This is a genomic window from Kaistia adipata DSM 17808 (genome assembly GCF_000423225.1).
In the GTDB taxonomy this organism is placed as follows: Bacteria; Pseudomonadota; Alphaproteobacteria; order Rhizobiales; family Kaistiaceae; genus Kaistia; species Kaistia adipata.
Map to the genome: position 1 here is coordinate 164,078 of NZ_AUHO01000007.1, position 20,127 is coordinate 184,204.

Genomic DNA, 20,127 nt, shown 5'->3' on the forward strand with positions numbered 1-20,127 from the left:
TGCTCCGGCCGGAAGACACGGCCTGGGGCGCTAACGACGAAAGCGAACTGCATGACGGCCCCGACCGACAATCTCCGCATCAATGGCGACCGCCTTTGGGACAGCTTGATGGAGATGGCCAAGGTCGGGCCGGGCATCGCGGGCGGCAACAACCGCCAGACGCTGACCGATGCCGACGCCGAGGGGCGCGATCTCTTCAAGTCGTGGTGCGAGGCGGCGGGGCTGACGCTCGGCGTCGACCAGATGGGCACCATGTTCGCCACCCGTCCGGGCACGGATCCCAACGCGCTGCCGGTCTATGTCGGCAGCCATCTCGACACCCAGCCGACCGGCGGCAAGTATGACGGCGTGCTCGGCGTGCTCTCTGGCCTCGAGGTCGTTCGCTCGATGAACGATCTCGGCATTCGCACCAGGCATCCTGTCGTCGTCACCAACTGGACCAACGAGGAAGGCGCGCGCTTCGCCCCGGCCATGCTGGCTTCGGGAGTCTTTGCCGGCGCGCTGACGCTCGACTACGCCTATGAGCGCCGGGATCTCGAGGGCAAGAGCTTCGGCGACGAACTGAAGCGCATCGGCTGGGTCGGCGACGAGGCGGTCGGCGCCCGCAAGATGCACGCCTATATCGAGTACCACATCGAGCAGGGCCCGATCCTCGAGGCAGAGAAGAAGCAGATCGGCGTCGTCACCCATTGCCAGGGCCTGTGGTGGCTCGAGGTGACGCTGACCGGGCGCGAGGCGCATACCGGCTCGACACCGATGAACCTCCGCGTCAATGCCGGCCTCGCCATGGCGCGCATCTTCGAGATGGTGCAGCGGGTGGCGATGGAGAACCAGCCGGGCGCCGTCGGCGGCGTCGGCCAAGTCAGCTTCACGCCCAATTCGCGCAACGTGCTGCCGGGCAAGGTCGTGTTCACGATCGACATCCGCAGCCCCGACCAGGCCAAGCTCGACGGCATGCGCGCGCGCATCGAGACCGAGGCGGCCGAGATCGCGGCGGCGCTCGGCGTCGGCTGCTCGATCGAGGCGGTCGGCCATTTCGATCCCGTCACTTTCGATCCGACGCTGGTTTCGCGCGTGCGGAGCGCCGCCGAGCGGCTCGGCTACAGCCACATGAACATCATCTCGGGCGCCGGCCATGACGCGTGCTGGGCCGCCAAGGTGGCGCCGACGACGATGATCATGTGCCCTTGCGTCGGCGGTTTGTCGCATAATGAGGCCGAGGAGATCAGCCCGGAATGGGCGGCCGCGGGCGCGGACGTGCTGCTGCACGCGGTTCTGGAGACTGCCGAAATCGCCGGCTGAGGCCGGTTCAAGAACAACGAGCCGCAAAGTCGGCCGGGAACATCAGAGGGAAATGACATGTCGACGGTTATCAAGGGCGGAACGATCGTGGCGGCGGATCGCAGCTACGCGGCCGACATCCTGATCGAAGGCGAGACCATCCAGACGATCGGTCCGGATCTGTCCGGCGACACCGTCGTCGACGCCACGGACGCCTTCATCATCCCCGGCGGCATCGATCCGCATACGCATCTCGAAATGCCCTTCATGGGCACCACGGCGGCCGAGACCTGGGAGAGCGGCACCTTCGCCGCGCTCTCCGGCGGCACCACCACGGTGGTCGACTTCGTCATCCCGGGCGAGCCCGGCATGCTGGCGGCGCTGGAGGAATGGGAAGGCCGCGCCACGCGTCAGGCCTCGTCCGACTATTCCTACCACATGTGCGTCACCGGCTGGTCGGAGAAGCATTTCGACGACATGGCCAAGGTGGTCGAGCGCGGCATCAACACCTTCAAACACTTCATGGCCTACAAGGGCGCGCTGATGGTGAACGACGACGAGATGTTCGCGTCGTTCCAGCGCTGCGCCGCGCTCGGCGCGCTGCCGCTGGTGCATGCCGAGAACGGCGACATCGTCGCCGCCTTGCAGCAGAAATATCTGGCCGAGGGCACCACCGGACCGGAGGGCCACGCCTTCTCGCGGCCGCCCGAGGTCGAGGGCGAGGCGACCAACCGCGCCATCATGATCGCCGATGCCGCCGGCGTGCCGGTCTATATCGTGCACGTCTCCTGCGAGCAGAGCCACGAGGCGATCCGCCGGGCCCGCCAGAAGGGCATGCGCGTCTATGGCGAGCCGCTGATCCAGCACCTGACGCTGGACGAGAGCGAATATTTCAACCGCGACTGGGACTATGCGGCGCGCCGCGTGATGTCGCCGCCCTTCCGCAACAAGATCCACCAGGACAGCCTCTGGGCCGGCCTCGCGGCGGGCTCGCTGCAGGTGGTCGCGACCGACCATTGCGCCTTCACCACCGAGCAGAAGCGTGTCGGCCTCGGCAATTTCGCCAAGATCCCGAACGGCACCGGCGGCGTCGAGGACCGGCTCTCCGTGCTCTGGACCAAGGGTGTCGAGACCGGCCGGCTGACGCCGAACGAGTTCGTCGCCGCGACCTCGACCAACATCGCCCAGATCCTCAACATCTACCCGCAGAAGGGCGCGATCCTGCCGGGCTCCGACGCCGATCTCGTCGTCTGGGATCCGAAGCTTTCCAAGACCATCTCGGCGGCGAACCAGAAGTCGATCATCGACTACAATGTGTTCGAGGGCGTCGAGGTGCGCGGCCTGCCGCGTTACACGATCTCGCGCGGCGAGGTCGTCTGGGCCGACGGCCAGAACTCGCAGCCGCAGCCCGGCCGCGGCAAGTTCATCCGGCGCCGGCCGTTCCCGGCCGTGAACGCAGCGCTTTCGAAGTGGAAGGAAGTCACCGCGCCGCGGGCGGTGAACCGTTCGCCCGAGCATATGCCGATCGGCGTCTGAGGTAGGGCATGAGCGCCGTGTTCCAGCCTTTCGAGGAGAGAGCCGACGGTCTGCCCCAAGCCGGAAACGCCGCATCCGTCATCGATATCCGTGGGCTTTCGCTCACCTTCGAGACGAATGATGGCCCGGTCCAGGCGCTCTCGAACATCGATCTCGACATCAAGCGGGGCGAATTCGTCTCGTTCATCGGCCCGTCCGGCTGTGGCAAGACCACGCTGCTCCGGGTCATCGCCGATCTCGAGCGGCCGACCGGCGGCTCGATCACGGTCAACGGGGTTTCGCCCGAGGAGGCGCGGCTCGCCCGCGCCTATGGCTATGTCTTCCAGGCGGCGGCGCTCTATCCCTGGCGCACCATCGCCAAGAACGTCGCGCTGCCGCTCGAGATCATGGGACTGCCCCGTGCCGAGCGCGAGCGGCGGATCGCCGACAATCTCGCGCTGGTCAATCTCGCCGGCTTCGAGAAGAAATATCCCTGGCAGCTCTCCGGCGGCATGCAGCAGCGCGCCTCGATCGCCCGCGCGTTGGCAGTCGAGCCGGAGCTGCTGCTCATGGACGAGCCCTTCGGCGCGCTGGACGAGATCGTCCGCGACCATCTGAACGAACAGCTGCTGAAGCTGTGGGCCAAGACGCAGAAGACGGTCGTCTTCGTCACCCACTCGATCCCGGAAGCCGTGTTCCTCTCGACCAAGATCGTGGTGATGTCGCCGCGTCCCGGCCGCGTCACCGACGTGATCGACTGCGGTTTCCCGCGCGACCGGACGCTCGACATCCGCGAGACGCCCGCGTTCCTCGAAGTGGCGGCCCGCGTCCGCGACGGCCTGAGGGCGGGGCACTCCTATGAGGATTGACGCGCCCTTTGCCCGGCCTTTTTCAGCGCGGCACCAGGCCCTCCAGCTCCGGCAGCAGGACGACGCTCTCCTGCTCGTTCGGATCGGTGCGGGCGATGATGGCGACGCAGGGCTCGGTGCCCCGGTTCACGGCGAGATGCGGCATGTCGGCGGGGATGTAGAACATCTCGCCGGCCTTGACGACGACGTGGCTCTCCAGCCGCTCGCCGAACCAGGTCTCCGCCTCGCCGGCGAGGATGTAGATCGCCGTCTCGTGGTGCTCGTGCTTGTGCGCGCTGGCGCGGCCGCCGGGCGGGATGGTGAGCAGCATCATGCAGAGGCCGCTCGCCCCCACCGACTCGGTCGAGATGCCCTCGACATAGGTGAAGCCCTGTTTGCCCAGATAGCTGCCGCTGGGACGGATCACCCGGCAGGTCCGTTCGATGGTCGCGCTCATGTCGCCTCCACGCTGCAAGCTACCGGAAGATATGGGACGGAGGGCGCCGCATGACCACGCTCGCCTCGCCCGTTTCCTCGCCCGCCGCCGCCCGGCCGCGCTCGCTGAAGAAGCCCGGCCATGTTTTCCCGGTCACCGTCGTCGTGATCGCGATCGTCGCGATCTGGTATGTCGGCGCCTTCTTCCTCAACGGGCAGCTCGCCCGCGACGCCTTCGCACGCCAGAAGGTGGAGCCGACGATCAGCCAGCTCGCCGAGGCGACCTTCTCGATGGAGCGGCCGCTCCTGCCGGCGCCGCACCAGGTCGCGACTGAGCTCTGGAAGAGCACGACCGGCTACGCCATCAACTCCAAGCGCAGCCTCGTCTATCACGGCTGGGTGACGCTCTCGGCGACGCTCGCCGGCTTCGTCATCGGAACGGCGCTCGGGCTGCTGCTCGCCATCGGCATCGTGCATGTGGCGAGCCTCGACAAGAGCCTGATGCCCTGGGTCGTCGCCTCACAGACGATCCCGATCGTCGCCATCGCGCCGATGATCGTCGTCGTTGGCTATAATCTGATGAATGGCCAGCTCGGGCTTTCGACCGATACGTCGCGCTTCCTCGCCAAGGCGATGATCTCGACCTATCTCTCCTTCTTCCCGGTCACGGTCGGCATGGTGAAGGGGCTGCGCTCGCCGGATCCGATGCATCTCGACCTGATGCGCACCTATTCGGCGACCAGCTGGCAGGCGTTCTGGAAGCTGCGCTTCCCGGCCTCGCTCCCCTATCTCTTCACCTCGATGCAGATCGCCATCGCGATCAGCCTGGTCGGCGCTATCGTCGGCGAACTGCCGACCGGCGCTTCGGCCGGTCTCGGCGCGCGGCTGCTCGCTGGCTCCTATTACGGCCAGACGGTGCAGATCTGGGCGGCGCTCTTGGCCGCCTCGATCCTCGCCGCCGTGCTGGTGGCGATCGTCGGCTTCGCCAACCGCATCGTCCTGAAGCGCATGGGGATGGCACGATGAGCGACTTCATCCATGCGTCGGGCCTTCTCCCTCCCCCCTGTGGGGAGGGCCGGGGAGGCGGGGCCACCTCGAGGGCGGGAATTGGTCTCTGTTCGCGCCGATATCATTCAATGCGGAGGGACCGAGCCGGTACCCCCTCCCTAACCCTCCCCGCAAGGGGGAGGGGATCTATGGCGGAGGGGATGGCACGATGAGCTCGCGCGGACATTTGCAGCCCTGGATCGCCTTCTTCGGCCTGTTCGCGGCGGTCGCGCTGCCGCTCGACGCCGCCGACCCGGCAAGCCTGCTGCCGCGCCAGGGGCTCGCCGGCTGGAGCGTCATCCTGCTTTTCGCCGCGGCGATTTACCAGTCGATCCGCGCCGAGCGGAGCACGTTCACGGCGATCCTGCTGGCGGTGGCGGCGCATGCCGGCGCCTGGCTGGCGCTCGACAGGCTGCCCGGCCTCGCCGGTCATGCCGGCCCCGGCTTCTGGGCGCTGCTCTTCACCTCGTGGCTGCTCGCCTGGCGGCTGGTGTCGCAGCTTGCCGCGATCCGGCCGCGCGGCGGGCTCGGCGGCTTCCTGCTGAAGCTGGTGGTGCCGCTGATCTTCGGCATCTGGATCCTGATCTTCTGGGAGGTCATCGTCGTCGCCTTCGAGGTGCCGCGCGTGCTGATCCCGCCGCCCTCGGCGATCTGGGCCAAGCTCATCTCGTCGATCCCGATCCTCGCCGCCGATTTCCGCCAGACCTTCCTGAAGGCGGTGATCGCCGGCTATGTCATCGGCTGCGGTTCCGGCTTCCTGGTCGCCATCCTGGTCGACCGCATCCCGTTCCTGCAGCGCGGCCTGCTGCCGGTCGGCAATCTCGTCTCGGCGCTGCCGATCATCGGCATCGCGCCGATCATGGTGATGTGGTTCGGCTTCGATTGGCCGTCCAAGGCGGCGGTGGTCGTGGTGGCGACCTTCTTCCCGATGCTGGTCAACACCGTCACCGGCCTCGCCGCGGCGCAGCCGATGCAGCGCGACCTGATGCGCACCTATGCGGCGAGCTACTGGCAGTCGCTCTTCAAGCTGCGGCTTCCCGAGGCGCTGCCCTTCATATTCAATGCCCTCAAGATCAATTCGACACTGGCCCTGATCGCGGCCATCGTCGCCGAATTCTTCGGCACGCCGATCGTGGGCATGGGATTCCGTATCTCCACCGAAGTCGGGCGCATGAACATCGACATGGTGTGGGCGGAAATCGCGGTGGCGGCGCTGGCCGGCTCCGCGTTCTACGGGGTGATCGCGCTCATCGAGCGCGCCTCGACCTTCTGGCATCCGTCCTTTCGCACCTGAGGGCGGGTTCCGGGAAAGGCTACAAGAACCGAACCTGGAGGGGTCAATGAAGAAGCTTATGATTGGGGCGCTCGCGGTTGCCGCGACGCTCATGACCAGCGTCTCGGCCCAGGCGGCCGACGCGCTGACGCTGCAGCTGAAATGGGTCACGCAGGCCCAGTTCGCCGGCTATTACGTCGCCAAGGAGAAGGGCTTCTACGAGGAGGAGGGCCTCGACGTCACGATCAAGCCGGGCGGCCCCGACATCGCCCCCGAGCAGGTGATCGCCGGCGGCGGCGCCGACGTCATCACCACCTGGATGCCGGCGGCGCTGGCTTCGCGTGAAAAAGGCGTGCCGCTCGTCAACATCGCCCAGCCCTACAAGAAATCGGGCATGATGCTGACCTGCCGCAAGGATACGGGCATCACCTCGCCGGACGATTTCAAGGGCAAGACGCTCGGCGTCTGGTTTTTCGGCAACGAATATCCCTTCCTCGCCTGGATGGCGAAGCTCGGCCTTCCGACCGAGGGCGGCCCGAACGGCGTCACCGTGCTGAAGCAGGGCTTCAACGTCGACCCGCTGATCCAGAAGCAGGCCGACTGCATCTCGACCATGACCTATAACGAGTTCGGCCAGGTCCTCGACGCGGGCATCCCGGAGAGCGAGTTGATCGTCTTCAAGTATGAGGACCAGGGCGTCGCGACCCTCGAGGACGGCCTCTATGTCATGGAGGACAAGCTCAAGGACCCGGCCTTCGTCGACAAGATGGCGAAGTTCGTCCGTGCCTCGATGAAGGGCTGGGCCTATGCCCGCGACAACACCGAGGAAGCCGCCAAGATCGTCCTCGACAATGACGAGACCGGCGCGCAGACCGAGGCGCACCAGAAGTTCATGATGGGCGAGGTCAACAAGCTCACCGAAGGCACCAACGGCAAGCTCGACGAGGCGGACTACAAGCGCACCGTGCAGACGCTGCTGTCGGCCGGCGGCGAGGCGCCCGTCATCACCAAGGAGCCGACCGGCGCCTGGACGCATGCCGTCACCGACGCGGCCGGGCTGAAGTAATTCCTGCCGCGCGACATCCGATAAGCGAACGGGCGCCCTCGAGGCGCCCGTTTTTCATTCTGGTCAGCTTCCACTTCTGCCCCTGACGCGAAGGGCCTCAGGATGATGGTGGAGCGGATCGCAAGCCTGGGGGAATCCGTTGCGATCGCGCGATCAAGTTGCGCAGGCGCCGAGCGCCTCCGGCAACAGCGCGGGGTCACGAGCGATCATCGTCAGCGTTTGCTCGCCGAAGCGGAAGCGGCAGACGATGGCGTCCGCCGTGAGCGCGGCCGGCAGCGGCTTGTGGGAGGCGGTCAGCAGGACGGCGAGCGGGCGCCCGGCCGCCCTGTCCCAGAGCCTCTCCATCGGCTCGCGCATCGGGTCGATGGCGTCGTAGCGGATGCCGTCCGTGGCGGCGACATAGTGGCGGAGCGCCTTCTCGGCCTGCGGCGCGTCGGTGAGGATCTCGGTGTCGGCGACGCCGTGCGCGCGCAGGAAGGCCGCGACTGGGCGCCAGTCATATTTCCGCTCCGTGACCAGCATGTCGGCCGCCTGCAGGCCCAGCCCGCAGAAGAAGAGGGTGAGGAGGGCCCCCGCCGCGACGCGGGATGCGCCGCGCCGGGCCGGGAGCGCCGCGACGCCCGCCGCCGCGAGCAGGATCGCCGCCGGCAGCATGCCGATCAGGTAGCGCCCGGCGCTGGCGGAGAAGAGGCCGAGGCCGAGGAAGACGAGCGGCGTGCCGAAGGCGGTGACGGCCAGCATGCGGAAGGCCGGGTTCCGGCGATGGGCGAGGAAGCCGGCCAGCATCAGGGCGAGGAAGCCGGCGGCGATCCAGCCGTTCCAGCCGGCGGCGAGGAATCGGTCGGCGTCGCGTGGCACGGCGAAGCCATAGGTCTCGCCGAAGGCCTCGACGACGCGCTGGCCGAAGGTGTCGCGGGTCTGCCACTTCATCAGCCCGACCGGCTTCGCCGCCTGCGCCAGCACGGCCGGGATCAGGAAGGCGGCGGCGCAGAGGATGCCGGCCCAGGTGACGAGGATGTGCCGCCACCAGAGCCGCTTCTCGGCCGGCGGGAAATCCCGGAAGCCGCAGAGCGGCAGCGCGAGGTGCTGCAGCGCGACCGGCACGATTGCGGCCGGCATGACGAACGCGGCGCCGAGCGTGCCGATCGTCGCGAGCACGGCCTGGCGCCCGGGATTGGCCCGCCCCGACAGCAGGCCTACCTGTCCGGTAATGGCGAGCGCGACGAAGGCGAGCATCAGCGCGTAGGGGCGCGCCTCCTGGCCGTACTGGATGAGGGCCGGGTAGAAGGCGTAGAGCAGCAGCGCCGCGATCGCCCCGGTGCGTCCCGACAGGCGGAGCGCGACGACGGCGACGAGCGCGGCTGCGAGGCTGTCGAAGAGGGCCGAGGGCAGGCGAAGCGCGAACTCCGATCCGCCGGCGAGGCCGAACGCCTTCAACGCCGCGAAATAGGTCGGGAAATGGCCGTTGCCGAGGCGGTCGGCGACGAGCGCCGGCCAGGGCGCGGCGGCGATGTCGGCGGTGATCACCTCGTCGAACCAGAGCGCCAGATGGCCGAGCGTCGACAGGCGGAGCAGGAGCGCGAGCAGGAAGGCGAGGGCGGCCCAACCGAGGCCCGCAGGCACGCGGACAGCCGGACGGGCTGCCGCGCTGACCGCCGCGAGTCGTCCGCCATCCGCCTCTGCCATGCAACCTCCCGCCTGATGCCCCTGCGTTGCCGCGTTTCGGGCCGGCCGTCAATGGCGGCTTGCGATGCGGGCCGGAGCGGGCTACCGGAGACGCGTCGCTCCTGTTGTCGTAGGGGCGGCCGCCATTTCCAGCCCCTTTCTCCCGGAGAACCGCCCCGTGCCGAGCCTGAATGCCGCCGACGATGCGCTGTACGAGGCCCTGATCGAGACGACGATCGCCGCCGGCCGCGTCGTGATGGAGGTCTATGATGGCGGCTTCGCGGTCGAGCAGAAGGGCGACGCCTCGCCGGTGACGGAGGCCGACCGGCGTGCCGAAATCGTCATCCTGGAGGCGCTGCGCCGGCTGGTGCCGACCATCCCCGTCGTCGCCGAGGAGGCGTGCTCGGTCGGGCTGATCCCGACCGTCGGCGGCGCGTTCTTCCTGGTCGATCCGGTCGACGGCACGCGCGAGTTCATCAGCCGCAACGGTGATTTCACCGTCAATATCGGCCTGGTCGAGAACGGCGCGCCCGTCCTTGGCATCGTCTATGCGCCGGCGCGCGGTGATCTCTATGCCGGCCGCTCCGGCCTGGGCGCCGAGCAGATGGCGGTCGCCGGCGGCGCGATCACGGCGCGCCGGGCGATCCGCGTCACCGATCCCGCCGCGATGCCGCCGCGCATTCTGGCCAGCCGCTCGCACCGGACGCCGGAGACGGATGCGTTCATCGCCCGCTATCCCGGCGCCGCGCTGGTCGCGGCCGGCTCGTCGCTGAAGTTCTGCCTGATGGCGGCGGGCGAGGCGGATCTCTATCCGCGCATGGGGCCGACGATGCAATGGGACACGGCGGCGGGCGACGCGGTGCTGCGCGCGGCCGGCGGCCGCGTCGAAACCGTCGACGGCGCGCCGCTCGCCTATGGGCCCGGCGCGGCCGATGGGGTCGCCGCCTATGCCAATCCGTGGTTCGTCGCGCGCGGCGGCGCGACGGCCGCGGACTGATTAATCCCGACTATTTCTATCGAATTTACTGAAATGACTTTTCGGAAACCGCTGCCGTCGCGCCAATCTTCCCGCTATGGATGGAGATATACGGCACGGCCGTGCTTGAGAATGCTTGCCTGCCAAGACTAGGTTTTCGCTCCCTTTCGGAGTTTCGCATGTCTCTATCCGCGCTGCCGCATCTTCGCCGCCTCGAGGCCGAGGCGATCTTCATCATGCGGGAGGTCGTGGCGAGCTTCGACAATCCCGTGATGCTCTATTCGATCGGCAAGGATTCGTCGGTCATGCTGCATCTGGCGATGAAGGCGTTCTATCCGGCCCGGCCGCCCTTCGCGCTGCTGCATGTCGACACGACGTGGAAGTTCCGCGAGATGATCGCGTTTCGGGACCAGACGGTGCGGCGGCTCGGCCTCGATCTTCGCGTCCACACCAATCCGGAAGGCAGGGCGGCCGGCATCAATCCGTTCGATCACGGCTCCTCCAACTACACCCAGGTGATGAAGACCGAGGCGCTGAAGCAGGCGCTCGACGCCGGCGGCTATGACGCGGCCTTCGGCGGGGCGCGCCGCGACGAGGAGAAGAGCCGCGCCAAGGAGCGCATCTTCTCGTTCCGCTCCGCCAATCACGGCTGGGACCCGAAGAACCAGCGGCCCGAGCTCTGGTCGCTCTACAACACCCGCATCAAGCCCGGCGAGAGCATCCGAGTCTTTCCGCTGTCGAACTGGACCGAGCTCGACATCTGGCAATACATCCTCGCCGAGAACATCCCGATCGTGCCGCTCTATTTCTCGGCCGAGCGCCCGGTCGTGCAGCGAAATGGCCAGTGGATCATGGCCGACGACGCGCGCATGCGCCTGCTGCCGGGCGAGGTGCCGCAGCCGCGCCGGGTCCGCTTCCGCACCCTCGGCTGCTACCCGCTGACGGCGGCCGTCGAATCCGACGCCGAAACGCTGGAGGACATCGTCCGCGAGATGTTCCTCGCCACCACCTCCGAGCGGCAGGGCCGCCTCATCGACCACGACGAATCCGGCTCGATGGAGAAGAAGAAGCGCGAGGGCTATTTCTGATGACCGAGTTGTTCAACCCGTCCCGCCCGGTCCTCGCCGAGCAGCCCGCCGCCGCGCTCTTCGGCGAGCTGGAGGACAAGGGCATCCTGCGCTTCCTGACCTGCGGCAGCGTCGATGACGGCAAGTCGACCCTGATCGGCCGCCTGCTCTACGACACCAAGCGGCTGTTCGAGGACCAGCTCGCGACGCTGGAGAAGGACTCGCGTAGGTTCGGAACGGTCGGCGACGACATCGATCTCGCCCTCCTGGTCGACGGCCTCGAGGCCGAGCGCGAGCAGGGCATCACCATCGACGTCGCCTATCGCTTCTTCGCCACCGAGAAGCGGAAGTTCATCGTCGCCGATACGCCCGGCCACGAGCAGTACACGCGCAACATGGCGACCGGCGCCTCGACGGCCGATCTCGCCGTGCTCCTGATCGACGCGCGCAAGGGCATCCTGACCCAGACGCGGCGACACGCCACCATCGCCGCGCTGCTCGGCATCCGCCATGTCGTGCTCGCCATCAACAAGATCGACCTCGTCGGCTATGACGAGGAGACCTATGCCCGCATCGTCGCGCAGTTCGATGCTGATGCCGACCACTATGGCTTCGCCACGCGCGTCGCGATCCCGCTCTCGGCCCGCTTCGGCGACAACGTCACCGCGCCGAGCCCGAGCATGGCCTGGTATCGCGGCCCGACCCTGCTGCAGCATCTCGAGACGCTCGAACTGGCGCCGGCCGCCGAGCGGCCGTTCCGCTTCCCGGTGCAATGGGTCAACCGTCCCGACCTCACCTTCCGCGGCTATGCCGGAACGATCGCGAGCGGCGCCGTCCGGCCGGGCGACGACGTGGTGGTCGCACGCACCGGCCAGCCGGCGCGGGTCGAGCGCATCGTCACGCATGACGGCGACCTCGCCGTCGCGGGGGCCGATCTCGCCGTGACGCTGACCCTCGACCGCGAGATCGACGTTTCGCGCGGCGACGTGCTGGTGCCGGCCGATGCGCGGCCCGAGGTTTCCGACCAGGTCGCGGCGCATCTGATCTGGATGGCCGAGGCGCCGATGCTGCCCGGGCGACCCTATCTGATGAAGATCGGCACCCGCGTCGTCGGCGCCGCGGTGACGGAGCTGAAGCACCTCGTCGAGGTCGAGACCTTCAAGCCGCTGGCGGCCAAGACGCTCGGGCTGAACGACATCGGCTTCGCCAATCTGTCGCTGGCCGAGCCGATCGCCTTCGATCCCTATGAGGCGAACCGCGCCACCGGCGCCTTCATCCTGATCGACCGCTTCACCAACCAGACGGTGGCGGCCGGCATGATCCGCTTCGGCCTGCGTCGCGCCACCAACATCCACCGTCAGGCGCTCGACATCGACAAGCAGGCGCGCGCCGGCGCCAAGGGCCAGCGCCCCGGCATCCTCTGGTTCACGGGCCTCTCCGGCGCCGGCAAGTCGACCATCGCCAACCTCGTCGAGAAGAGGCTCCACCTGATGGGGCGGCACACCTACCTGCTCGACGGCGACAATGTCCGCCATGGCCTGAACCGCGATCTCGGCTTCACCGACGCCGACCGGGTCGAGAACATCCGCCGCGTCGCCGAGACGGCGAAGCTCTTCGTCGATGCCGGGCTGATCGTCCTGGTGTCGTTCATCTCGCCGTTCCGCTCCGAGCGGCAGATGGCGCGCGACCTCGTCGAGGCGGGCGAGTTCATCGAGATCTTCGTCGACACGCCGCTTGCCGTCGCCGAGGAGCGCGACGTGAAGGGGCTCTACAAGAAGGCGCGCGAGGGCCAGATCAAGAACTTCACCGGCATCGACAGCCCCTATGAGGCGCCGGTCACGCCCGACATCCACCTCGACACGACCGCGCATGACAGCGAGGCGCTGGCCGACCAGATCGTCGACTACCTGACCGGCAACGGTTACCTGCCGGGGTAAGGGGGGCTCTTCCCCTCTTCCTGAGTGTCTGGCCCGAAATGCAGGGGACACTCTACTTTCACCTCTCCCTCAGGGAGGGGTGAAGGGAAGGCGGCGTGGCGGGCCTTGTCCAATTACGGGCCAGACACTCAGGAGACCTATGCCAGACACCACGCTCATCATGCTGAGGGGCCCGCAGGGCCGTCTCGAAGCACGCAGAGCCGACGTGCAATCGATGGCTTGCACCGAGATTGTGTGTCCTTCGAGGCCCGAGCTGCTCTCGGGCACCTCAGGATGATGGGGATCCAGCACCGCATGACCGCCGGGGGTGAAGGCGAACCTCCCGCCTGCGACCGGCGCTGCCCCTATTGCAGGATCTCGATCCGCACCGAGCTCACGTCGGCGGCCGTGCCGTCGCCGGGGATGCCGGGCTCGATCATGATCGCGTCGGTCTCGGGGCCGCCGCGTTCCTTCGGAACCTGCCAGGTCAGCGACAGCGGCGCATAGTCGGTGCCGAGCGCGCCGTCGAACCAGGGGCTGAGGCTGCGGCCGTTCTGGTAGGAGAAGCGGAGCGACGAGGCCGGGTCCGTCGCCGCCGCGCGCGCCACGACGACGACGCGCACGGTGCGGCCCTCGAGGCGCTCGAAGACGCCGCGCCCGACCGTGATCCGCGATCCCGAGCCGTTCGGCGAGGAGGAAATACGGGCGAAACCGCCCAGCGTGTCGCCCTCGAAGCGGATGGGATTGCCCGGCGACGACTGGAACACGCTCGGGTCGCGGCCGTCGAACAGGCTGAGCGTCTCGAGCGCCAGGCCGCCATTCGGGATCGCAGCGGGAGGCGGCGCTTCGGCGGGTGGTGTCGCGGGTTCGGTCGGCGTCGCGGTCGGCGGTGCCGGCTCCCCGGCCGATGCCGCCGGCGGCGCGGGCTGTTCGGGGGCCGCCGCCGTCAGTTGCGGCGTGTCCGGCCTGCTCATGAAATAGGTGGTGCCGAGCAGGATGCCGGCGAGTCCGACCACGCCCGCGGCGGCGGCCGCGATCATCGTGCCGTTGAGGCCGCCGGCGATCTCGCTCAGCCTCTCGCGCAAGGTCGGCCGGTCGCGCAGGTCATCGTCTTCGTCGGCGGCGGCGTCATCATCATCGTCGCGGTCGCCGGCGACGTCGTCATCGTCCTCGACGAGATGCCTCGGCATCGCGCGGGCGCGCGGATCGGCCGGCAGCTCGTCTTCGTCGGTGTCGTCGTCCGTGTCCCGTTCGTCGTCGGTGTCGTCGTCGTCCCGCCCGTCGTCCTCGTCCAACTCCTCGTCCGTCGCGTCGTCCGAATCGGCCTCGCGGTCGTCTTCTTCCTCGTCGTCGGCGCGATCGTCCGCCTCGACGGCGTCGGCTGCGTCGTCGTCCTCGAACAGGTCCGCGTCGTTTTCTGCGTCGTCCTCCGGGGCGTCGTCCGTCGCGACGGCCTCGTCCGCTTCATCCTCGAGCGGTTCGTCGAGCGCGTCGCGATCGTCGTCCGGCTCCGCCGTTTCTTCCGGGATGGGCGCCAGCTTGCCGTTGAGACGGGCGAGGGCCTGATCGACGGCCAGCTTTGCCAGCAGCGCGCCCTCGGTGGGCGGCTTGGCGGCGAGAGCGGCGGAGGTATCGGACTTTCCGGCCAGGGCTCCCGGCGTCGGCGACCCGATCTGCGGCATCGGCTCGAAGCGGGCCGGCCGGCGCAGCAGCGCCAGCGCCTCGGCCCGGCGCTCCGACATGACGGGGGCGTCCGCCGGCGGGCGGGACGGCGTGGTCAGCGGCGCCGGCGCCGCTACGGGCACTTCCGCGTCGTCCGGCGAGCCGCCCTCGTCCTCGTCCCAGGCGGGCTCGGTTTCGTTGCGTTCGGCCTCGTCCGGTTCGGTCTCGGCCGCCTCGGCCTCCGCTTCCGTCTCGTCCGTCCTCTCGCCGAGGATGATCGCGACGATGTCGTCGAATTCGTCGATCTTGCTGTCGATCTCGCTCGGCGAGAGCGGCGGGTCGTAGGACCACAGCAGCCGGATCATCGCTTCGCGCGCATTGACGAACACACGTTCCCGACCGTCGTGATCCGACGGGTCGAGATGCGCTACGGAGCGACGCAGGACCGATTGAAGCTGACTCATGTTCCTCGGGATGACCGGAAAAGGGTGAACGAACGGTTGATAGGACAGGCCGAAGGCAAAACTTCGGCAGCCTTGCGGCTGTCCATCGACCGCTGCGGGTCGTTTCCTAACCCTTCTTCAGGAACTTGAGGCCATGGCCGAGGATCAGCGGATCCGGCTCGCGCACCACCGACTTGTCGCGGCCCGGATAGTCGATCTGGCCAAGCACGTGGCGGATGATGTTGAGGCGGGCGCGGCGCTTGTCGTTGGCGAGCACCACCGTCCAGGGCGTGATGTCGTTGTGGCAGGCGTCGAGCATCGTGTCGCGCGCCTTGGAATAATCCTTCCACTTGCCGAGCGCGGCATAGTCCATCGGCGACAATTTCCAGATCTTGAGCGGATTGTGCCGCCGCTCGTGGAAGCGCTTCAGCTGCATTTCCTGGCCGATGTCGAGCCAGAACTTGAACAGGATGGTGCCGGACTGCACCTGGGCGGCCTCGAAATAGGGCACCTGCTTCAGGAAAATCGCGTGTTCCTCGGGCGTGCAGAAGCCCATGACGATCTCGACGCCGGCGCGGTTGTACCAGGAGCGGTCGAAGGTGACGATCTCGCCGGCAGTCGGCAGCTGCGCGACATAGCGCTGGAAATACCACTGGCCGCGCTCGGTCTCGGTCGGCTTCGGCAGGGCGACGTCGCGCGCGGTGCGCGGGTTCATGTACTGGCGCAGCGCGAAGATGGCGCCGCCCTTGCCGGCGGCGTCGCGGCCCTCGAACACCAGAACCACCTTGAGGCCCTTGTCGATGACGTGGTGCTGCAGCTTGACCAGTTCGATCTGCAGCGCCGTCAGGTCTTCCTCGTATTTCTCCGACTTGAGCGTCTTGTCATAGGGATAGCCGCCCGACTTGAGCGCGGCGTCCGCCACCCATTCCGGCAGGACGGGATCGTCGAGGTCGAAGGAACCGAGCCGGGTCTCGATCGGCGGGGCGTCGATGGTCGGCTCCAGCTGCTCCGGCAGGGGGGCGGCCGCCTGGCCATTGTCCTTGCCGCCGTTCTTGCCGTTCTGCTTGCCGCCGTTCCTTCCCTTGTCGCCATTCTTGGCCGTGTCGTTCGGCTTGTCGCCGTCCGTCTTGTCGTCCGATTTCGCCATCGTCCTTGCCGATGCCTCCTTGCCTGCTCCGCCATTCCGGGTCGATTGGCGACGGGACCGCCGATCGCCTAAGTATGGCTCGCGGCACACTGCCACGATGTCATCGGCTTGTCCTGTTCGACATGCAATGATGAGCCGGCAGTGGATCGGCACGGATATGGACATACGGAATGAACAATGACGACGGCGCGGCGGCGGGGCCGGACGGGATCGGTGAGGGGAAGGGCGGCGTGCTCGCCAGGCTGGCCGAGGCGCGCGCCTTCTTCCTGACGCTGGCGGCGCTCCTGCTGCTGCTCGTGCTGCTCGACCAGATCAGCGCGGTCGCGGCGGGGCTGCTGCTGGCGGCGAGCGTCGGCCTGTTCGCGGTGTTCGTGCGCGGCCGCGAGGCGGCGCCGGTGCGCCTGAAGAGCCGACAGCCGCCGTCGATCTGGCCGGAGACCGGCGTCAAGCGCATGGCCGACGCGCTGCCCGATCCCTGCGTCATCCTCGATCGCCGGGGCGTCGTGCGTTACGCCAACAGCCGCGCCGAGGCGAGCTTTCCGATCCGGCCGGGCGATCCGCTCACCTTCCGCCTGCGCGCGCCGGATTTCGTCGGCGCCTTCGACCGGGTCGCCGCCGGCGGCCCGGCGGAAAAGGTGGAGTTCCTCGAGCGCGGCCTGACGGAGCGCTGGTACGAGGCCTGGTTCGCGCCCCTGGAGCCGGCTCCGAACGGCGCCGGCGAGCGCAGCAGCTTCATCGTGCTGATCTTCACCGACCTGACCGAGCAGCGCGTCAGCGAGAAGATCCGCGTCGATTTCGTCGCCAATGCCAGCCACGAGCTGCGCACGCCGCTCGCCTCGCTTTCGGGCTTCATCGAGACCATGCAGGGGCCGGCGCGCGACGACGCGGTGGCGCGCGCGCGCTTTCTCGGCATCATGCACGACCAGGCGACCCGCATGAGCCGCCTGATCGACGATCTCCTGTCGCTGTCGCGCATCGAGATGAAGGCGCATATGCGGCCCGAGACGCCCGTCGACGTGGTGCGCGTCATCCGTGGCGTCGTCGACGCGCTGGAGCCGCAGGCGCGCGAACTTGGCGTGACCATCGAGACGGACCTGCCCGACGCGCCCCTCGTCGTGCCGGCCGACCGCGACGAACTCGTGCAGGTTTTCCAGAACCTGGTCGAGAATGGCTGCAAGTACGGGCAGTCCGGCAAGCGGGTGCTGGTGACGGCGCGGGCGGCCGTCGACGGGCGCGGCGGGCCGGTCGTCTCGGTGCGCGATTTCGGCGCCGGCATCCCGGCCGAGCACCTGCCGCGGCTGACCGAGCGCTTCTATCGCGCCGACATCCAGGCGAGCCACGCGCAGCGCGGCACGGGGCTGGGCCTGGCCATCGTCAAGCACATCCTGAACCGCCATCGCGCCCGCCTGCTGATCGAAAGCAAGGCCGGCGAAGGGGCGACCTTCACCGTCGCATTCACCACCACGCTCAGCCTTCCCGATTCGTCATCTGTCGGAAAAGTGAATTGATTTCAAAGGTTTGCACTGTCACAAAACAGTAATGATATCGTCATAGAACGATTACCTGCCGGCTCTAGGGTCCCCTCGCGTCCCGGTCGACAGCGGCGGGGACAGGCAACCGCAAGTCCCGGAACCTTCGTCAGGGAGACGTCAGGTGAAATTCAAGAACATCGCACTCGCCGCCGGCTTTTTCGCCGCCACGATCGGCTTCGGCTCGGCCCAGGCCGCCGATATCTCCGGCGCCGGCGCGACCTTCCCCTATCCGGTTTACGCCAAGTGGGCTGACGCCTATAAGAAGGAAACCGGCACCGGTATGAATTACCAGTCGATCGGTTCCGGCGGCGGCATCAAGCAGATCAAGGCGAAGACGGTCACCTTCGGTGCCTCCGACGCCCCGCTGAAGCCGGAAGAGCTCGAGAAGGCCGGCCTGGTCCAGTTCCCGACGGTCATCGGCGGCGTCGTGCCGATCATCAACGTGCCGGGCCTGAAGCCGGGCGAGCTCGTCCTCGACGGCCAGACGCTCGCCGACATCTTCCAGGGCAAGATCGCCAAGTGGAACGACGAGGCGATCAAGAAGCTCAACCCGTCGCTCGAGCTGCCGGACATGGCGATCGCCGTCGTGCGCCGCTCGGACGGTTCGGGCACCAGCTTCGTGTTCACCACCTACCTGTCGCAGGTCTCGAAGGCCTGGGCCGACGAAGTCGGCGCCGCCTCGGCCGTCGAGTGGCCGGTCGGCATCGGCGCCAAGGGCAATGAGGGCATCGCCGCCAATGTCGGCCAGACCCAGGGCTCGATCGGCTATGTCGAGTACGCCTTCGCCGCCCAGAACGGCATGTCCTACGCCAAGCTGATCAACAAGGACGGCAAGACCGTCGCTCCGGACGCGGCCAACTTCGCCGCCGCCGCCGCGAATGTCGACTGGGCCAACGCGCCTGGCTACTACGTCACCATGACGAACGAGCCGGGCGAGGCTTCCTGGCCGATTACCGCCACCACCTTCATCCTCGTCTATGCCAAGCCGGACAAGCCGGCCGACGTCGCCGAAGCCCTCAAGTTCTTCGACTGGGCCTACGCCAAGGGCGACGCGATGGCCGAGGAACTGCACTACATCCCGCTGCCGGACAGCGTCGTCGCCAACATCAAGGCAACGTGGACGAAGAGCATCGTCGACGCCGACGGCAAGCCGGTCTTCGCGGCTAACTAAGTCGAAACAAAGCGGAAGAGGGGCGTTCGGCCCCTCTTCCCACTTTCAGCAAATGGGTCCGTATGCGGAGCCGGGAAAACAACATGGTCGATGCAGCGATGACAGGCGTGACCAGCGCCGGCATGGATAGCGCCAGGCTCAAACGCATGCGGCGGTTCAGGACCGGCGACGCCACCTTCAGGGGGCTGACCTTCGGCGCCGCGCTGACGGTCCTGCTGCTCCTCGGCGGCGTGATCCTGTCGCTGGTCCATGGATCCCTCCCGGCGCTGTCGGAATTCGGCTTCGGCTTCCTGACTTCGCAGTCCTGGAATCCCGTCACCGAGAAGTTCGGCGCGCTGTCGCCGATCTACGGCACGATCGTCACCTCCTTCATCGCGCTGCTGATCGCCGTTCCCGTCGGCATCGGCATCGCCATCTTCCTGACCGAGCTTTGCCCGCCCTGGCTGAAGCGCCCGATCGGCGTCGCCGTCGAGCTGCTCGCCGGCATCCCGTCGATCATCTACGGCATCTGGGGCCTGTTCGTCTTCGCGCCCTTCTTCCAGACCAACGTCCAGCCCTTCCTGATCTCGCTGTTCGCGCCGATCCCGGTGCTGAACAACCTGTTCGCCGGCCCGCCCTACGGCATCGGCATCCTCACCGCCGGCTTCATCCTGGCGATCATGGTCCTGCCCTTCATCACCTCGATCACCCGCGACGTGTTCGACACCGTCCCGCCCGTACTGAAGGAGGCCACCTACGGCCTCGGCTGCACGACCTCGGAGGTCGTCACCAAGGTGGTGCTGCCCTACACCCGGGTCGGCGTCATCGGCGGCGTCATGCTCGGCCTTGGCCGCGCCCTCGGCGAGACCATGGCGGTCACCTTCGTCATCGGCAACGCGCACAAGATCTCGGCCTCGATCATGGCGCCCGGCACGACGATCTCGGCCTCGATCGCCAACGAGTTCACCGAGGCGGTCGGCGACCTCTACACCTCGTCGCTGATCGCGCTCGGCCTGATCCTCTTCATCATCACCTTCATCGTTCTCGCCGGGGCACGCCTGCTGCTGCTGCGCATGAACGTCAAGGCCGGCAACTGAGGCGCGC

At 67.8% G+C, this 20,127-nt stretch carries 16 protein-coding genes; 12 read left to right on the forward strand and 4 right to left on the reverse strand.

The annotated features are described in order from the left end of the window. Positions 1 to 51 precede the first annotated feature (51 nt). From G539_RS0105625 to G539_RS0105635, 3 genes are read left to right on the forward strand one after another with little or no spacing between them, the layout of a single operon-like run. Complete coding sequence (locus tag G539_RS0105625; RefSeq protein ID WP_029074335.1) at positions 52 to 1,302, forward strand: Zn-dependent hydrolase; 1,251 nt, start codon at positions 52 to 54, stop codon at positions 1,300 to 1,302. Positions 1,303 to 1,359: 57 nt separating this feature from the next. Beyond that, entirely contained in the window at positions 1,360 to 2,817 is a 1,458-nt protein-coding gene (gene hydA / locus G539_RS0105630) for a dihydropyrimidinase (RefSeq protein WP_029074336.1), read from the forward strand. An 8-nt stretch (positions 2,818 to 2,825) separates the two neighbouring features. Further along, positions 2,826 to 3,665, forward strand: a complete 840-nt coding sequence (locus tag G539_RS0105635) for an ABC transporter ATP-binding protein (RefSeq protein ID WP_051231128.1) — start codon at positions 2,826 to 2,828, stop codon at positions 3,663 to 3,665. 22 nt (positions 3,666 to 3,687) lie between these two features. Here the strand turns inward: G539_RS0105635 and G539_RS0105640 are convergent, their stop codons facing one another. After that, positions 3,688 to 4,101 carry a cupin domain-containing protein gene (locus G539_RS0105640; protein WP_029074338.1) on the reverse strand — a complete coding sequence of 138 codons (414 nt, stop codon included), beginning with the start codon at positions 4,099 to 4,101 and terminating at the stop codon, positions 3,688 to 3,690. A gap of 50 nt (positions 4,102 to 4,151) precedes the next feature. Between G539_RS0105640 and G539_RS0105645 the strand changes: the two genes are divergently transcribed. The 3 genes from G539_RS0105645 (at position 4,152) to G539_RS0105655 (ending at position 7,465) form a co-directional block, all read left to right on the forward strand. Then, complete coding sequence (locus G539_RS0105645) at positions 4,152 to 5,105, forward strand: ABC transporter permease (protein ID WP_245576808.1); 954 nt, start codon at positions 4,152 to 4,154, stop codon at positions 5,103 to 5,105. 190 nt (positions 5,106 to 5,295) lie between these two features. Further along, positions 5,296 to 6,420 (forward strand): ABC transporter permease, encoded by a 1,125-nt coding sequence (locus tag G539_RS0105650; protein ID WP_035830443.1) that lies wholly within the window; start codon positions 5,296 to 5,298, stop codon positions 6,418 to 6,420. A gap of 46 nt (positions 6,421 to 6,466) precedes the next feature. Continuing rightward, positions 6,467 to 7,465 carry an ABC transporter substrate-binding protein gene (locus tag G539_RS0105655; RefSeq protein WP_029074341.1) on the forward strand — a complete coding sequence of 333 codons (999 nt, stop codon included), beginning with the start codon at positions 6,467 to 6,469 and terminating at the stop codon, positions 7,463 to 7,465. A gap of 153 nt (positions 7,466 to 7,618) precedes the next feature. On the opposite strand, the gene G539_RS0105660 is transcribed toward G539_RS0105655, so the two are convergent. After that, complete coding sequence (locus G539_RS0105660; protein ID WP_029074342.1) at positions 7,619 to 9,151, reverse strand: glycosyltransferase family 39 protein; 1,533 nt, start codon at positions 9,149 to 9,151, stop codon at positions 7,619 to 7,621. Positions 9,152 to 9,317: 166 nt separating this feature from the next. Here G539_RS0105660 and cysQ point away from each other — a divergent pair, with 166 nt between their 5' ends. The 3 genes from cysQ (at position 9,318) to cysN (ending at position 13,110) form a co-directional block, all read left to right on the forward strand. Further along, a complete protein-coding gene (cysQ, locus tag G539_RS0105665; protein ID WP_051231225.1) occupies positions 9,318 to 10,127 on the forward strand; it encodes a 3'(2'),5'-bisphosphate nucleotidase CysQ in 810 nt (269 codons plus the stop codon). 158 nt (positions 10,128 to 10,285) lie between these two features. Then, positions 10,286 to 11,194 (forward strand): sulfate adenylyltransferase subunit CysD, encoded by a 909-nt coding sequence (gene cysD / locus G539_RS0105670; protein ID WP_029074344.1) that lies wholly within the window; start codon positions 10,286 to 10,288, stop codon positions 11,192 to 11,194. Continuing rightward, positions 11,194 to 13,110 (forward strand): sulfate adenylyltransferase subunit CysN, encoded by a 1,917-nt coding sequence (cysN, locus tag G539_RS0105675; RefSeq protein ID WP_029074345.1) that lies wholly within the window; start codon positions 11,194 to 11,196, stop codon positions 13,108 to 13,110. Before cysD ends, cysN begins: the two co-directional genes overlap by 1 nt. 344 nt (positions 13,111 to 13,454) lie before the next feature. Here the strand turns inward: cysN and G539_RS26070 are convergent, their stop codons facing one another. Next, positions 13,455 to 15,215: a hypothetical protein gene (locus tag G539_RS26070; RefSeq protein ID WP_156911847.1), complete on the reverse strand. Its 1,761-nt coding sequence runs from the start codon at positions 15,213 to 15,215 to the stop codon at positions 13,455 to 13,457. Positions 15,216 to 15,321: 106 nt separating this feature from the next. Beyond that, the gene (gene ppk2, locus G539_RS0105685; protein ID WP_245576809.1) at positions 15,322 to 16,341 is read right to left on the reverse strand and encodes a polyphosphate kinase 2; all 1,020 of its coding nucleotides are present in this window, start codon (positions 16,339 to 16,341) and stop codon (positions 15,322 to 15,324) included. A 170-nt stretch (positions 16,342 to 16,511) separates the two neighbouring features. On the opposite strand from ppk2, the gene G539_RS0105690 reads away from it, so the two are divergent. The 3 genes from G539_RS0105690 to pstC all read left to right on the forward strand — a co-directional run bounded on the left by G539_RS0105690 (position 16,512) and on the right by pstC (position 20,120). Beyond that, positions 16,512 to 17,849, forward strand: coding sequence for an ATP-binding protein (locus tag G539_RS0105690; RefSeq protein WP_029074347.1), 1,338 nt, complete (start codon positions 16,512 to 16,514; stop codon positions 17,847 to 17,849). A 145-nt stretch (positions 17,850 to 17,994) separates the two neighbouring features. Continuing rightward, entirely contained in the window at positions 17,995 to 19,044 is a 1,050-nt protein-coding gene (pstS, locus tag G539_RS0105695; RefSeq protein ID WP_029074348.1) for a phosphate ABC transporter substrate-binding protein PstS, read from the forward strand. A gap of 122 nt (positions 19,045 to 19,166) precedes the next feature. After that, complete coding sequence (gene pstC / locus G539_RS0105700) at positions 19,167 to 20,120, forward strand: phosphate ABC transporter permease subunit PstC (RefSeq protein ID WP_425402346.1); 954 nt, start codon at positions 19,167 to 19,169, stop codon at positions 20,118 to 20,120. Positions 20,121 to 20,127 lie beyond the last annotated feature (7 nt).

What these genes read in the sequence shown, in the direction of transcription:
- G539_RS0105645 (WP_245576808.1), top strand. Translation starts at nt 4,152, where the DNA reads ATGACCACGCTCGCCTCGCCCGTTTCCTCGCCCGCCGCCGCCCGGCCG.
- cysD (WP_029074344.1), top strand. Translation starts at nt 10,286, where the DNA reads ATGTCTCTATCCGCGCTGCCGCATCTTCGCCGCCTCGAGGCCGAGGCG.
- G539_RS0105650 (WP_035830443.1), top strand. Translation starts at nt 5,296, where the DNA reads ATGAGCTCGCGCGGACATTTGCAGCCCTGGATCGCCTTCTTCGGCCTG.
- G539_RS0105625 (WP_029074335.1), top strand. Translation starts at nt 52, where the DNA reads ATGACGGCCCCGACCGACAATCTCCGCATCAATGGCGACCGCCTTTGG.
- cysN (WP_029074345.1), top strand. Translation starts at nt 11,194, where the DNA reads ATGACCGAGTTGTTCAACCCGTCCCGCCCGGTCCTCGCCGAGCAGCCC.
- G539_RS0105635 (WP_051231128.1), top strand. Translation starts at nt 2,826, where the DNA reads ATGAGCGCCGTGTTCCAGCCTTTCGAGGAGAGAGCCGACGGTCTGCCC.
- hydA (WP_029074336.1), top strand. Translation starts at nt 1,360, where the DNA reads ATGTCGACGGTTATCAAGGGCGGAACGATCGTGGCGGCGGATCGCAGC.
- G539_RS0105660 (WP_029074342.1), bottom strand. Translation starts at nt 9,151, where the DNA reads ATGGCAGAGGCGGATGGCGGACGACTCGCGGCGGTCAGCGCGGCAGCC.
- G539_RS0105655 (WP_029074341.1), top strand. Translation starts at nt 6,467, where the DNA reads ATGAAGAAGCTTATGATTGGGGCGCTCGCGGTTGCCGCGACGCTCATG.
- G539_RS0105690 (WP_029074347.1), top strand. Translation starts at nt 16,512, where the DNA reads ATGAACAATGACGACGGCGCGGCGGCGGGGCCGGACGGGATCGGTGAG.
- G539_RS0105640 (WP_029074338.1), bottom strand. Translation starts at nt 4,101, where the DNA reads ATGAGCGCGACCATCGAACGGACCTGCCGGGTGATCCGTCCCAGCGGC.
- G539_RS26070 (WP_156911847.1), bottom strand. Translation starts at nt 15,215, where the DNA reads ATGAGTCAGCTTCAATCGGTCCTGCGTCGCTCCGTAGCGCATCTCGAC.
- ppk2 (WP_245576809.1), bottom strand. Translation starts at nt 16,341, where the DNA reads ATGGCGAAATCGGACGACAAGACGGACGGCGACAAGCCGAACGACACG.
- pstC (WP_425402346.1), top strand. Translation starts at nt 19,167, where the DNA reads ATGGATAGCGCCAGGCTCAAACGCATGCGGCGGTTCAGGACCGGCGAC.